Origin of the sequence: Nocardia sp. NPDC058633, assembly GCF_042717045.1 — a bacterium.
Lineage (GTDB): Bacteria > Actinomycetota > Actinomycetes > Mycobacteriales > Mycobacteriaceae > Nocardia.
Map to the genome: position 1 here is coordinate 114,073 of NZ_JBHXRA010000003.1, position 14,235 is coordinate 128,307.

The window sequence follows — 14,235 nt, forward strand, 5'->3', positions numbered from 1 at the left end:
ATTCGATGTGAACGCGGTGGGCGTAACGCCACACTCGCGCAAGATCCCCGACAGATCATGTGGACGAGATCGACGACGACGGTCGCCGAAGCGACGGACGATGCGTCCGTCGCGGGTGCCTAGCTAGTGATCATTCCTCCAACGGCTGTGTCGTTTACATCACATGGCTGCCTGTCCATGCAGTGCCGACAGTAGGCGCTCAGTTAATAAAAAGAAACTTTTTCCGCTAAAAAAATGGGTCAATCGTCCAGTCTGTACCGGAGGGTAGCCACGACCTGGGCATGAGTGCGGGCTCTGATACATCGGTCATCCAGATGTGAGCCACCACACCTTCAGACCGGGACACTAGGAGCCGAAACGTTGCATCTGCGTTGCATCGGCGCCGATACGCCGGTCGAGTACCCGGATCTTGGCTTCTATCTGCGCATACAGCGGCGAATCACGATCGACGGTCGACCGGTACGCGGCCCACGCCGCAGCGTCGTCACGGCCCTCCGGACAAGACGTCCAGCGGCGCAGCACGGTGGCGTCCGGGGCGGCGAGCACGGCGGTACGCAATCGGACCCGGAGCTCGTCGCGGATATCGCAGATGCCGGGAGCCGAGGAGCGTGGCAGCACCGGACCCGCGTACAAGCGCAATGCGGTTTCGATATCACCGGAGTCGAGTGCGGCCCGCAGGGCCTCCACATCGGTTGCGACATGCACGCGCAGACGGTAAGGGCGCGAACCGACGACCGAGGCGCCGATCACAGACCGCAGCCGCGACATCGCCGCGCGGATGGTGCCGTTGTCCAGATCGGTGTCGTCGAGCAGCAGCGCCAAATGGTCGGCGCCGAGGCCTTCGGGATGTTCGGTGAGTAAGAGCAGGATCTCGGCATGACGTTGCGAAAGCGGCACCCGCTCCCCCGCGACACTCAACTGCGGTTGACCGAGACCCAGGACATCGAGACCGAGCTTGGCCTGTTCGGTGTCGTCGCGGTCGGCCTGCACCGGTGCCGCGATGCCGTGACTGGCGCGCATCGCCCGCAGCACCAGGTCCATCTCGGCGGCGGTCGCGGCGGCTTTGACCAAAGCGAGGATTTCCGGCTTGGCCACCCGCATCCCGCCAGCAATCATCAGCACGCCGATCAGGCGGCCGTCGGGCTCGTGAACAGGGGCAGCGGCGCCGGTGATCTGGTGCATGCGATGCAGAAAATGTTCGGGTCCGTGGATCCAGGTGGCGCGGCCGGTGCGCACGACGAGGCCCACAGCATTGGTGCCGATGCGCCGTTCGCTGAGATCGTCGCCCTCGCGCACGCCGATCTCGGCGGCGGCGGCAACCTGCTCGGGATGACCGTGTACCGACAGCACGCGACCGAACTGGTCGGCCACGGTCACGATCAATCCAGCCTGCGATGCGTCCTGGACCAGCAGTTTGTCGATCAACGGCATGAGCGCGGCGATGGGATGGGCATCGCGATACCGCGCCAAATCGGCACCACGCAGCCCGCGGCCGTCGATGACGTCGGTCGGATCGACACCGCCGCGCACACTGCGCAGCCATGATTCGAGCACGAGCGGACGTAAGAGGCCGGCCAGCTGAGTCAGCTGTTCACCACCGGCACTGAGATATCCATGGGCCTGTGCGGCATAGGCTTCCAGAGCTCCGAGCTGTGCGCCCGACTCCGATGCCTGCCGTGGGGGCCTCCCACCTGCAAGATTGCTGACCATTTGCCTTTCTTTCCCGCTACAAACTGTACCGGGCAGATATCGGGCAAAACGCCATAAGTCAGGGTTTGTCCCGCAGGTCACATCGTGGTATCGGACGTCACTTCGTCACACGACCATTAGGTCCGCTATGGCTGCGGCGAGCATCACCGTGGTGGCTTGCGGACCGCGGCGCAGCGAGACCGGCACTGTCGACAGATCGGCGACCATCAGCGCTTCGATGCCGTGGACACGGCCCCGCGCGTCGACCACCGCTCGCTCGTCGCGCTCGGGGCCCATGCGGCAGGTACCACAAAGATGCTGGGAGGTGGCGAGGTTGGCGTGCAGCCAGGCGTCGTCCACGGGGCCGATTCGTCGACCGAACAGGTCCGCTGCGACCTCCACTCCGGCCCGCGAACGTGCCCTGTCTCGCGCACTGCGCAGGTAGCGCTGGTCGACCCGAGCGGGGACGGTCGGATCTGTCGAGACCAGTGTCAGCTCACCGGTCGACTCGGGATGCATCAGGGCGACCCCGATTCGACGACGACCCGGTGTGAACATCTGGGTGTACGGGCGGAGTTCGAGGTCGTCGATCTCGAGGACGTACTCGAGCGGGGCGGCGGGTTCCTCGGGCCCGTCGTCGGCGAATTCGACGCCGACCTCCGGGTGATCGGTGCACCACGCACCGACCGGAGAAGGCCGCACGATCGGTACACCGAGTGAGCGCAGCAGCGGCTCGGGGCCGATCCCGGAGCGGATCAGCAGTGCGGCCGACTCCACCGCACCCGCGCACAACACCGTCTGATCGGCATAGGTACGTCCGCGCTCACGACCCCGCGACCACTCCACTCCGATCACCCGGGTCCCGCGCAGCAGTAACCGGGTCACCATGGTGTCGCTGGTGACACAGAGGTTGGGTCGCTCCATCGCTGGATAGAGATGAGTGAGAGCCGGCCCCGATCTGAACCCGTGCGACACGGTCAACGGCACTCGGCCGTAACCGTCCGTGTGGTCGGCTCCCGACCGCGAGCGGATGTCGACGAATCTCGCCGGGTCGACGTCGGGCACTCCGGGGAATTCGAGGATCGGCGGGCGTTGGCTCCGTAGGGCGCCGCGGCCCTCGGCCGACGTGGATCGTGGCTGTTGCGACCCGGCCGGTGCGTTGAGGTCGGAGATCTCGGTGAATCCCGCTGCCGCGCAGCGTTGCGCGAATTCGACGCTGAACTCGGTGCAGTGGTTGGTTCGCTCGATCGGGATCGGGCCGCCGACGCCGTGGCCGGGTGCCGTGCCGAAATCCCTGTCATCTTCCAGGGCGCAGAAAATGGGCAGGACCGATTCGAAGGACCACTGTGGGCCTGCCACCGCACTCCATGCCGCGAAGTCGGTGGCCGGTGGGCGGATGAAGTAGCTGCCGTTGATCGCACCGGAGCCGCCGACCAGCTTGCCGCGCAACAGGTTTCCCGGATAACGCCACACGACTCGCGACGCTGGGCCGACCGGGAGGTGACTCGGGTCGGTCATCTCCCCTACTGTCCGGACAACTGGTCCGGCTTCGAACACACGCACCGAACGCGCCGGATCCGCGCTGAGCCGGGCGGCGAGCACACACCCCGCCGACCCTGCCCCGACGATGAGAGTGCTCGTCACGTGACCGTTTTCAGCGGGGTGGCACGCTCGGCTTGAGCGCTTCGAAGCTGCGTGCGCGGATGACGCCGAGCCACAGGCCCGTGCCGTAGGCCACGTCGTCGAGACGTTTGTAGGCCACGTAGCGCAGCGGGTCGAGGCCGCCGGAGTCGCGATGGGTGAACCAGTCGGCCAGCCCGTCGGCGAGTGCCATGGTGATGGCGATCTTGCGGATCCGGCTCGACGCGATGACCGCCAGTAACGTCACCGGCCAGTAGTCGCGGCACATCGCCGAGGCCAGCCGCCACATCCCGGCGAAGTAACCGCGCGCGAGATAGACCGCGGCGATCCGCGTCGGGTTGTCGAGTTCGGTGAAGACCCGGCGCAAGCGAACCAGCGCCATGGCCAGGGTGACGAGTCCGCCGAGCAGACCCCACTTCGACAGGGTCGCGAACAGCAGACTGGCCAGCACGGTCCAGGTCGGTACCGACAGCGGCGAGACCAGGCCCGAGTGCCGTTTCCCGAGCGGTGCGGCGCCGGTGCCGTAGAACAGCTTTCGCCCGAACCAGGCCCGGAAGGCGACTCGGTGATCGTGGGCGACGTGGGCGGCGGGCTCGTAGCGCAACCGCCAGCCCGCGCGTTCGAGCCGCCAGCACAGGTCGACATCCTCGGCCACCTGCATCGATTCGTCGAATCCGCCTTCGCCGAGCAGTGCGGCGCGCCTGGCCAGCAGCGCGGCGCTCGGGACATAGGACACGATGCCGCGCGCGTGCACCGCCGACTCGCGACGGCCCAGGTCGAGCGAGGAGCGGGTGTGTTCGTAGCGGGCGAGTGCGTTGGATTCGGTGTCGAGTGCGACGATGCGCGGCGCGACCAACGCCACCTGCGGATCGCTGAAATGGCCCAGCATCACTTCGAGCCACCCGCTGCGCGGCACCACATCGGAGTCGAGGAACGCCACGAAGCCCGTTGTCGCGGCCTGTAATCCGGCATTACGGGCGGCCGCGGGGCCGAGCGGGCTTTCGTGCCGCAGCACCGTCACCTGGCCGCGACCCGATCGCGGCGGGATACGGACCGGCTCGTCGGAACCGTCGTCGACGACGATCACATTGTGCCCGCGCAGCACCGCCAACAGACGTAACAGCCCGTCGGCGTTGTTGTAGAGCGGGATGACGACGGTGACGTCGTCGAGGGACGGTTCGAGCCGCGGTCGCGGGTTGGCCACGCCGGAATCGAGCAGCCGGCGGGCGACGATCGCGGACTTGGTGTCGGTCACCTCCAGGTATCCGTCGCCGATCAACTCGGCGGCCTCCGGGGCCAAGCGCAGCATCCGTGCGGGCGATCCTCCGATCAGGATCCGACCCCCGGAAAATGCGCGTACCCGTGGATCGATCCGTACCCCGAAGCCGTCGGGCAGACGATCATGGCGCATTCCTCGCATGCTATGCGCAGTTGGGCTCTCAGACATCATCACCCCACAAAAAAGGAGGAAAGTCTGCCTGAAATGCGGCCCTGACCGGTTGCCGGACGTGTCAACAAGATCGGCAGCGCATTTTCGGCAACCGGCCTCGTTCAGCCGAGCGGACTCTCGTTGCACGCCTTGGCAGGTGGACGCTTCACGGTCAGCGGCAGCGACACTCTGGCACGGCTGCGAACCGGGCGTGAGTGGTCCACGGCAGGGCGCGGAATGGTGCGACCCGGCGCTGTCAATGCCGCTTCACCGTAGCCCTGCACGCATTCCGGATCGGGTCCGTTGGCGGGCAGACCGGTGAAGAACTTCGCCGCCATGCAGCCGCCGCGGCAGGAGTCGTAGTGCGAGCACTTCGTGCACGCGCCGCCGTCGACCGGTTCGCGCAGCTCGGCGAAGAGCTCCGAGTCGGTCCAGACCGCGTCGAAACCACCGTCGGCGACGATGTTTCCGGCCTTGAAGCGGTCGTGGATGGCGAAGGGGCAGGCATAGACGTCGCCGACCGGGTCGACCAGGCAGACCACCCGGCCCGCGCCACACATGTTCAAACCCGGTAGCGCCGAGCCGAATGCGGACAGGTGGAAGAACGAATCGCCGGTGAGCACGCCCTCTCCGTTGCGGACGAGCCAGTCGTAGAGCTCGCGTTGCTGTTCGGGCAGTGGGTGCAGTTCGTCCCACACGTCCGCGCCACGGCCCGAGGGCCGAAGGCGGGTCAGTCGCAAGGTGGCGCCGTACTTGTCGGCGATGGCCTTGAACTCGTCGAGCTGGGAGATGTTGTGGCGGGTGGCGACCACGGAGAGCTTCGCGTCCTTGAAACCCGCCGCCGACAGGTTCGACAGTGCCTTGATCGCGGTGTCGTAGGAGCCGGGTCCGCGCACGGCATCGTTGACCGCGGCGTCGGCGCCGTCGAGGGAGATCTGCACATCGACGTAATCGCTGGCGGCCAGGCGCGCGGCGACCTCTTCGTTGATGCGAACGCCGTTGGTGGAGAACTTGACCCCCACATTGTGCGCGGTGGCGTAGTCGACGAGTTCCCAGAAGTCCGGGCGCACGGTCGGTTCACCGCCGCCGATGTTGACGTAGAAGATCTGCATGCGCTCGAACTCGTCGATCAGCGCCTTGCACTGTTCGGTGCTCAGTTCGTTCGGGTCGCGGCGGCCCGAGGACGACAGGCAGTGCACGCACGACAGATTGCAGGCGTAGGTGAGTTCCCAGGTGAGGCAGATCGGTGCGGCCAGACCCGACTCGAAACGGTCGATCAGCCTGCCGCCCTGGGTCGCGTCACCCGCGGCCAAGGCTTGCGGTGCGGCGGTGACCGGGCCGGGCGTCGCCACGATCATGTCGGTGTCGGCCAGCTGCGCGAGGGCTTTGACGTGCGCGTCGGAGGCGTCGATGCCGTTGGCACGCAGCGCGTCGCGCACCGAGGGGTGCGCGGGCAGCGACCGGACCACGTCGACGAGATCGCGGCTCTTGAGGAACGAGAGCTTGCGGGTCCCGAAGTGGTACAGCAGCGCGCCGAAGGATTCCGGGCGCAACGAGACCCGAGGGTGCAGCGTCCAACGGGTGTCGAGATCGAGCATGGTCAGTACACGCCGCACATGCCGTCGATGCTGACCTCTTCGATCAGCGTCTCGGTGACCAGGTCCTCGTCGGATTCGACGGTCGCGGGCGTGGTGTTTTCAGGCATGACTACCTCCATTGTGTTTCCGGTCACCGCCAACCTTAACGTCAGTGACTGCCATAAAGGACGGAATCGGAAAATCTTTCTCTGAGCACACCCCGCCCCCTCGGGTGCGAACCCCTCTAGACTTCCGGGGGCAGAACGGGAAAGGGCTGATGGCCCGTAGCAGCTACAGGTGAGGCAGAGGCGTGCGTAACCATGGTGGGGCGGGCGTTGGTTCGACGGTGCGCCGCGAGTCCGGGCCCCAGAGGAGGAAGCTTGCGTAACCACGGAGGGGCGGGGAGCGGCGCGAGTTCGACAGGGCGCCGCGAGCTTCAGCCCCGGAGGAGGAAGCTTGCGTAACCACGGAGGGGCGGGGAGCGGCGCGAGTTCAACACTGTCCGAGGCCGAGATCGTCGACGCGGCGCTGAAGGTAGTACGCGAGGACGGGGTCGAGAAGCTATCGATGCGGCGACTCTCGCGCGAGCTCGGGGTGTCGCCGATGGCCCCGTACTACTACGTGGCCGACAAGCGCGAGCTGCTCGACCTCGTCGCCAGTGCCGCACTGGCCGGGGTGCGCAAGCCGCCGCGCGAGTCCGGTCCGTGGCAGCAGCGCCTGCGCGATCTGATCGACCAGATAGACGATAAACTCCGCACGCATCCCGGCCTGGGCGACATCCTGCTCGAGCAGATGCTCGGCAAGCAACTCGACCTGATCGACGCCGTGATGGAGATCTTGTTCGACGCGGGCTTCAACGACCGCAACGTACTGGCCGCCTACGCGACCATCCACACCTACCTGTTCGGCCGCAGCAGAGTGAACCCGCGCGACCGTTCCGCGCCGGCGGACGTGCTGCTGCCCGAGGCGGTGGCCCGAGCCACGAAGTACATGTCCGACCTGCGCGGCAAGTACTCCTACGACTTCGGGATGGAGGTGCTGGTCGCCGGACTCGAGGCGCAGCTTGCCTTGCAGGCGCGTCCCGGCCTAGCATGAAACTGAAACACGTTCTAGTTTTTGGCTGGTTCTGCTCGAGAGGACGACATGACCACAGTCGAGGTTCCGCACGGCTCGCGATCGGTAGTGCTGCGCGTCGCCGCGGTGATCGCCGAAACGGCCGACACCCACTCCGTGGTCTTCGAGGTGCCCGCCGAACTGCGCGAGCGCTTCAGCTACTCCCCCGGCCAGTTCCTCACGCTGCGCATCCCGAGTGAACAGACCGGATCGGTCGCGCGCTGCTATTCGCTGGCCAGCTCGCCGTTCACCGACGATCTGCCGAAGGTGACCGTCAAGCGCACCGAGGGTGGGTACGGCTCGAACTGGCTGTGCGACAACATCGCCGCAGGCGACCAGCTCGAGGTGCTGCCGCCGTCGGGGGTGTTCACCCCCAAGAGCCTCGACGAGAACATGATGCTGTTCGGGGCGGGCAGCGGGATCACGCCGGTGATGTCGATTCTGAAATCGGCGCTGTCGCAGGGGTCGGGCAAGGTCGTGTTGGTCTACGCCAACCGCGACGCGAACTCGGTGATCTTCGCCGACGAACTCCGCGATCTCGTGGGCAAGCATCCCCAGCGCCTCACCGTCATCCACTGGCTCGAACCGCTGCTCGGCCTGCCGACCGCGGACATGCTGGCCACTCTGGTCGCGCCCTACACCAGCTACGAAGCGTTCATGTGTGGGCCGAAGCCGTTCATGGATCTGGTGCACGACGCATTGGCCTCGCTCGAGGTGCCACGCAACCGGACCCATGCCGAGGTGTTCAACTCCCTCGCGGGCGACCCGTTCGCCGACCACGCACCGGTCGCGGTGTCCGAAGCCGAGGCCGCCGACGCGGCTACGGTCGAGGTGGAACTCGACGGGCAGGTGCACGAAATGTCGTGGCCGCGCAAGCAGACGCTGGTCGACATCATGCTCGACAAGGGTCTCGACGTGCCGTATTCCTGCCAGGAGGGCGAGTGCGGGTCGTGTGCCTGCACGGTGCTGGAAGGCAAAGTGGAGATGGCCAATTCGGAGATCCTGGATCCCGAGGACATCGAGAACGGCTACATCCTCGGCTGCCAGGCGCGGCCGGTGACCGATCGGTTGCGGATCCAGTTCTAGCGCATCGCCCGGTAGGCGGCGCGTTGCTCCGGATCGAGATGTTCGGTCGCGTAGCTCAGCGCGGTACGGCCCAATTCGGGGGCGTTGACGTTGAGGTAGTCGGTGAGCGCGGTCGGGTCGACGCGTTTGCCGATCTCACGCAGCATCCAGCCGAGAGCCTTTTGGATGAGATCTCGGCGGTCTTCTTTGAGGATGTCGGCGAGTTCGAGAGTGGTGCTCGGGTCGCCTGCCTTGATGAAAGCGAAGGTGGACAGCAGGGCCACTCTTCGCTCCCACAGTGAATCCTGTTGGGCCAGCTCGAAAAGCAGGGTGCGATCCCTGTCGAGCAGCCAGGGACCGATGATGTTCTCGGCGGAGGCGTCGACCAGATCCCAGTTGTTGACCCGGCCTCGCCTGACCGCGGCGAGATAGAGGTCGACCATGTCCGCGCGGGCCTTGTCGTCGCGGGTGCGTGGTTTCGACGCGTCGGCGAAGCGGGCGTTGAGGATGAACAGGGCGGCCAGGCGCTCCTCGTGCAGGGGGCTGTCGAGGAGTTCGTCGATCTGCGACAGCGCGAGCGTGGCGAACTGTTTCGCCACTTTCCTGGTGACGGGCACTCGGATGCCGAGAAAGATGTCGCCCTCGCCGTATTCGCCGGGGCCGGATTTGAAGAAGCGCTGGAGATGATGGGCATCAGTGGGGTTCGCCAGGTCGGCGAGGACCTTGCGTACTTGCGCAGCGGTAGGGAGTTCGGACACACGCACCTCCGGATCGACGGATTCCCCCGCATTCAACACGGGTGCGGTGACATGTTCACGCAGGCTTTCGCCGCGGCGCGGCCGCCGATGCACTGCTCGATCGCCGGGCTGCCCGCCGATCAGGCAGGAAGCGCGCCGAGCAGGCGGCCCGACTCGAAGGCGGCGGCACCGGAGGGCAATTCGCCGGGCCTTCCGCTGGTGCGCACGGTGACGGTGCCGGTGCCGGTGGTGGGTCGACCCAGTTCGTCCATCTTGCGCACGGTTTGCGCGGCGACGGCCTGGGCGCTGTCGAACAGGCGAACGCCGTCGGGCAGGGCCGCGACGATCGCGTCGACCACCAGCGGGTAGTGGGTGCAGCCGAGGACCACACCCTCGACATCGGCCGGGGTGCGGGCCGCCGAGTCGGCGATCGACGCGCGGATCGCCGGGATGTCACCGCGGTCGATCGCATCGGCCAGCCCGTGGCAGGCGACCCCCACGACTTTCGCGTCACCGCCGAAGCGGGCGATCAGGTCGGCTTGGTAGCGACTCGCGGTGGTCGCCGCCGTCGCCCAGACGGCCACCGAATTGCATTGCGCGGCAGCAGGTTTGATGGCGGGAACCGTCCCGATCACCGGCACCGACGGCCCCACCTGCGCACGCACGTGATCCAACGCGGTGACACTGGCGGTATTGCACGGCAGCACGATCACCTCGGCCCCCGCCTCGACCGCCTGCCGCGCCGCCCCGACGACTCGCTCGATCACCCACGGCTCGGGCTTGGGTCCCCACGGCGCGCCATCGGGGTCGAGCAGCAGCAGCAGGTCGACATCGGGCCGCAGTTTGCGCAACCACGAAGCCGTCGGCAGGAGGCCGAGGCCGGAATCGATGAGCGCGACGATCACAAGCCCACCGTATTACAACGCCGCACAGCGACCACCATTAGCGCACTCGGTCAGACGATCACCAGGCCATGAGGGATTTTCGCTCTCGGGCGATGCCTCCCTGTGGGCCTGGTGATCAATTGACCATCAACCGGTGACAGTGAGGAGGTCGGCTACGGGGGTGGGAGTGGCCAGCTTCGCGCGCAGTTTCATCACCTGGGCGGTCATGCCCGCGCCGAGGACGGCGGTGAGGATGCCGTCGCGGGAGTAGTAGGCGAGGAACTTGCGGCCGTCGTCGGTGACGATGGTGACGTCGTCGTCGGGTGACGGGGTGCCGAGGGCCTGGATCTTGACGTCGTACTGGTCGCTCCAGAAGTACGGGACGCGGGCCATCGTGGGAGGTGCGCCGCCGAGCAGGGCGGTGACCAGGAGTTTGGCCTGTTCACCCGCACTGGTCCAGTGTTCTACCCGCTTGCGGACGCCGGTGTCGTGCTGCCAGGCGGCGACGTCGCCGACGGCCCAGACAGCGTCGGCGGAGGTGCGGCCGACTTCGTCGGCGAGGACGCCACCGCCCGCGGTCCGGTCGGCCAGTTCGATGCCGGACTCCGCCAGCCAATCGGTGACCGGAACCGAGCCGACGCCGACCACGACCAGGTCGGCGTCGATTTCGGTGCCGTCGGTGAAGACCGCGCCACGCACCCGGCCGGAGTCGTCGGCACGCAAGGTGTCGACGCCGACGCCGCAGCGCAGGTCGACGCCTTCGTCGCGGTGCATCCGCGCCACCATGCCCCCGATCTGCTCGCCGAGAACCGAGGCCAGCGGGGTCGGCTGCGGTTCGACGAGGGTCACCTCGACTCCGGCGGCGCGGAAGCTGGCGGCGAGTTCGCAGCCGATGAAGCCGGCGCCGATGATCAGGGCGCGGTTCGCGCCGTCGAGTTCGCTGCGCAGGGTCTGGGCGTCCTCGTGCGCGCGCAGCACGTGTACACCCTCGACCGCGGGCAGGCCGGGAAGGCGGCGGGGGCGCAGACCGGTCGCGATGACGAGCTGGTCGTAAGCGAGGGTGCTGCCGTCGGCCAGGGTGATCGTGCGGGCGGCGGTGTCGACGCCGGTGACCGCGGTACCGAGGCGCAGTTCGATGTTCTTGTCCGCGAAGAACTCCGGCGGGCGGAGAGTGGTGTCGTCGGTCTCGCCGCGCACGAACTGCTTCGACAGCGGCGGTCGATCGTAGGGCGGGCGCGTCTCGTCACCGAGCAGCAGTACACCGCCCTCGTACCCGGCCCGACGCAGTTCCTCGGCCGTGCGCAGTCCTGCCAGACCCGCTCCGACGATCACGATGGGCGCGCTCATGTTGTGTCCTCTCGGCCTGCGCGGTCACCGACCGCACCCCGCCATGTTCTGCTGTGTCGCGGACCACTACGGCCCCCCGATGTTTGTACCAGTGCGCCGAGCGCCTGTGATACCCACGTCGCAACCCAACCGTGCCGATTTCGATGTCGACCGGGCGGTCAATCAGGAGTAGACCGAGGTCAGAGGTATTTTCGTCTCAACGAGGAGGCTTTCCATGTTCACCAACAGTCGCGCACAAGATTTCCTGGCTGTCGTGCTCGGCGCGTTCACCGCACTGTCGCCCCTGTGGCTCGCCACCAACGACAACGCCCGCTGGACTCTCATCGTGCTCGGTGTGCTCATCGCCGCGACCGGTCTGATCCAGATGGCCAGGCACGATCTGGCCGTCGCGGACTACGCGATGGGCGTGTTCGGCGTGCTGCTGTTCATCTCGCCGTGGGCCATGGACTTCACCGCTTACCGCGGCGCATCCTGGACCGCATGGGTGGTCGGAGTGGTGACGGCGGTGGTGGCGGTCGCCGCACTACCCGCGATGAACCAGCGCCTGCACAACATGGCTCCCCATCACTGATGCCGGGCCGACGAGTCGGGCGCCGCAACGCGAAACGCGATGGCGACGCCCGGCAACTCATTCTGGATGCCGCCGAGAACCTGTTCGCCGCGCAGGGATTCGATGCCACGCCCACAGCTGCCCTCGCCGCCGCCGCGGGGGTGCCGAAAGGACTGGTCTTCTACTACTTCCCCACCAAGAACGCGATCCTGTCCGCGCTCATCCGCGAACGCGTCCCGGAACACCCGTTCGACGATCTCGCCGCGGTGGTCGCTCCGGGCGATCCGGCAGCCAGCCTCGTCAACCTCGACACCGCGATCAACCTGCGCGACCACCATTCGTCGGTGCTGCGGGTGATCATGTGGCGTGAGGCCGACACCCACCCCGACGTCCGCCACAAGCTCCGCAATCTGCGCGACCAACTCCTCGACGTCACCACCCGCGTCCTGCAGGCCAGCACGCCGGTGCCCGTTCGGCCCGGCACCCTGCACGCCTGCGCCGCCGCCTGGGTGTCGGCGATGTTCGCCATCGCCAGTACCGACCGTCTGCATGCCCTCGACGGCCTCCCCGTTCCCACCACCGACGACCTGATGAACGTCGCCCAGGTGGTCGCGGCGGGGATGACCCAACTCGGCTGAGGACCGTCAGCTTCGGATGTCCGCCGGGCGCCGTCGACGAGATGGCGTTGCGGTCGGCGTCGAGTCCGATTTCCCCGGGGCCGGCGCCCCGCTGCGGAGAAGGCGGATCGCCACCGCGCCGAGGATGCCGTGCAGGGCGGCCGCGGTGCCGGCGACGACGTGCAATCCGCTGACGAAGGCGCTGCGGGCGTCGTCGAGCGCGGCGGTGGCGAGACCGGGCAGGTGCAGGGTTTCGGTGAGGGTGGGGGCGAGGTCGGGGCCGTTGACGCGGAACAGGGCGGCGGCCAGGGAGCCGAACAGGGCGATGCCGAGTGCGTTGCCGAGTTCGTTGCCGGTTTCCGCCAACGCGGCGGCGGAGCCCGCGCGTTCGGCGGGGACCGCGGCGACGGCGATGTCGGCGACCACGCTGAACGAGATGCCGTAGCCGATCCCCGCTACCGCGGTCGCCGCGATGTACCAGCCGATACCGGCGCCGATACCGGTCGGCAACAGCAGCAACAGGCCTGCCGCGATGGTGAAGTGGGCGGTGATCAGGGCCGCCGAGCGGCCGATGCGGGTGACGACGGCCGGGGTGACGACGGCGGCGACGGTGAGGACGAGGGCGCCGGGGACCGCGAGCAGTGCGGCGTCGGCGATGGACAGGCCGAGCACGGATTGCAGGTAGGTCGCTGCCAGGTATGCCGTCGCCGACCAGGCTGCCAGTGGCAGGAATCCGGTGATGATCGCGATGGTGAAGACGGGATTGGCGAACAAGGTGAAGTCGACGAGCGGGTTGTCGATGCGCCGCTGCCTGCGGCCGAACGCCACGAGCACCACCACACCGGCCGAACCGACAACCAACGATCCGACCGAAACACCGTCCGCGGCGCTGTGCTTCACGGCATACATGCTCAGCAGCAGTCCGGATGCCGAGGTCACCACGCTGGCGATATCGACACCGACGCCCCCGCTGGAGCGCACCTCACCGAGCAGAATCGGCGCGAGAATCAGGAACACCAGCACCACGGGCACGTTGATCAGCAGTACCGAACCCCACCAGAAGTGGCTCAGCAGCTGACCGGCGACGATCGGGCCGATCGCGAAACCGGCGGCGAAGGTGGCGGCGAAGATACCGATGGCCTGCGCGCGGCGGCGCGGATCGGTGAACAGGGTACCGAGCACGGCCAGCGCCGACGGCAACAGCGTCGCACCGGCCACACCCATCAGGACCCGGAAAGCGATCAGCAGTTCGGGGCTCGTGGCGAAGGCCGCGCCCACCGAGCCGAGGCCGAACAGCGCCGCGCCGATCATCAGCAGGCGCTTGCGGCCGTAACGGTCGCCGATGGTGCCGAACGCGATCAGCAGCGAGCCGACCGCGAAGCCGTAGCTGTCCAGGATCCAGAGGGATTGGTCGGCCGAGGGTGACAGCGCCTCGGTGAGGGCGGGCATCGCCAGGAACAGCACCGAGCCGTCCATCGCGACGAGCAGCACGGGGCCGAGCACCACCAGCAGTCCCAGCCAGGACCGCACTTCGGTGTTGTGGATTCGATTCATGCCACCCACCTTGCGATCCGCCCGCGGGGGGC

Annotated in this window: 13 protein-coding genes; 4 read left to right on the top strand and 9 right to left on the bottom strand. The window is 67.4% G+C overall.

Features of this window, described 5'->3' with window-relative positions; translation table 11 throughout:
* Positions 1 to 345 precede the first annotated feature (345 nt).
* The 5 genes from ACFWUR_RS04420 to mftA all read right to left on the bottom strand — a co-directional run bounded on the left by ACFWUR_RS04420 (position 346) and on the right by mftA (position 6,464).
* The gene (locus tag ACFWUR_RS04420) at positions 346 to 1,710 is read right to left on the bottom strand and encodes a GAF domain-containing protein (protein ID WP_378901753.1); all 1,365 of its coding nucleotides are present in this window, start codon (positions 1,708 to 1,710) and stop codon (positions 346 to 348) included.
* Between the two features lie 105 nt (positions 1,711 to 1,815).
* Positions 1,816 to 3,333: a GMC family oxidoreductase N-terminal domain-containing protein gene (locus ACFWUR_RS04425; RefSeq protein WP_378901756.1), complete on the bottom strand. Its 1,518-nt coding sequence runs from the start codon at positions 3,331 to 3,333 to the stop codon at positions 1,816 to 1,818.
* Positions 3,334 to 3,343: 10 nt separating this feature from the next.
* Entirely contained in the window at positions 3,344 to 4,741 is a 1,398-nt protein-coding gene (gene mftF, locus ACFWUR_RS04430) for a mycofactocin biosynthesis glycosyltransferase MftF (RefSeq protein ID WP_378901759.1), read from the bottom strand.
* 140 nt (positions 4,742 to 4,881) lie between these two features.
* On the bottom strand, positions 4,882 to 6,357 hold the full coding sequence (gene mftC / locus ACFWUR_RS04435; RefSeq protein ID WP_378902486.1) for a mycofactocin radical SAM maturase: 1,476 nt from the start codon (positions 6,355 to 6,357) through the stop codon (positions 4,882 to 4,884).
* A 2-nt stretch (positions 6,358 to 6,359) separates the two neighbouring features.
* Positions 6,360 to 6,464, bottom strand: a complete 105-nt coding sequence (gene mftA, locus ACFWUR_RS04440; protein WP_101468422.1) for a mycofactocin precursor MftA — start codon at positions 6,462 to 6,464, stop codon at positions 6,360 to 6,362.
* Between the two features lie 328 nt (positions 6,465 to 6,792).
* Between mftA and mftR2 the strand changes: the two genes are divergently transcribed.
* Together mftR2 and ACFWUR_RS04450 are read left to right on the top strand one after the other, a co-directional pair.
* Positions 6,793 to 7,431 (top strand): mycofactocin system transcriptional regulator MftR2, encoded by a 639-nt coding sequence (gene mftR2, locus ACFWUR_RS04445; RefSeq protein WP_378901762.1) that lies wholly within the window; start codon positions 6,793 to 6,795, stop codon positions 7,429 to 7,431.
* Positions 7,432 to 7,479: 48 nt separating this feature from the next.
* On the top strand, positions 7,480 to 8,535 hold the full coding sequence (locus ACFWUR_RS04450) for a 2Fe-2S iron-sulfur cluster-binding protein (RefSeq protein WP_378901765.1): 1,056 nt from the start codon (positions 7,480 to 7,482) through the stop codon (positions 8,533 to 8,535).
* On the opposite strand, the gene ACFWUR_RS04455 is transcribed toward ACFWUR_RS04450, so the two are convergent.
* From ACFWUR_RS04455 to ACFWUR_RS04465, 3 genes are all read right to left on the bottom strand, one after another.
* Entirely contained in the window at positions 8,532 to 9,272 is a 741-nt protein-coding gene (locus tag ACFWUR_RS04455; protein WP_378901768.1) for a DNA alkylation repair protein, read from the bottom strand. The genes ACFWUR_RS04450 and ACFWUR_RS04455 overlap by 4 nt on opposite strands.
* A gap of 119 nt (positions 9,273 to 9,391) precedes the next feature.
* Entirely contained in the window at positions 9,392 to 10,156 is a 765-nt protein-coding gene (locus tag ACFWUR_RS04460; RefSeq protein ID WP_378901771.1) for a glutamate racemase, read from the bottom strand.
* 126 nt (positions 10,157 to 10,282) lie between these two features.
* Complete coding sequence (locus tag ACFWUR_RS04465) at positions 10,283 to 11,482, bottom strand: NAD(P)/FAD-dependent oxidoreductase (protein ID WP_378901774.1); 1,200 nt, start codon at positions 11,480 to 11,482, stop codon at positions 10,283 to 10,285.
* A 214-nt stretch (positions 11,483 to 11,696) separates the two neighbouring features.
* On the opposite strand from ACFWUR_RS04465, the gene ACFWUR_RS04470 reads away from it, so the two are divergent.
* Together ACFWUR_RS04470 and ACFWUR_RS04475 are read left to right on the top strand one after the other, a co-directional pair.
* Positions 11,697 to 12,053, top strand: coding sequence for an SPW repeat protein (locus tag ACFWUR_RS04470; RefSeq protein ID WP_378901777.1), 357 nt, complete (start codon positions 11,697 to 11,699; stop codon positions 12,051 to 12,053).
* Positions 12,053 to 12,670 (top strand): TetR/AcrR family transcriptional regulator, encoded by a 618-nt coding sequence (locus tag ACFWUR_RS04475; protein WP_378901779.1) that lies wholly within the window; start codon positions 12,053 to 12,055, stop codon positions 12,668 to 12,670. Before ACFWUR_RS04470 ends, ACFWUR_RS04475 begins: the two co-directional genes overlap by 1 nt.
* Positions 12,671 to 12,676: 6 nt before the next feature.
* Here the strand turns inward: ACFWUR_RS04475 and ACFWUR_RS04480 are convergent, their stop codons facing one another.
* Positions 12,677 to 14,203 (bottom strand): MFS transporter, encoded by a 1,527-nt coding sequence (locus ACFWUR_RS04480; RefSeq protein WP_378901782.1) that lies wholly within the window; start codon positions 14,201 to 14,203, stop codon positions 12,677 to 12,679.
* Positions 14,204 to 14,235 lie beyond the last annotated feature (32 nt).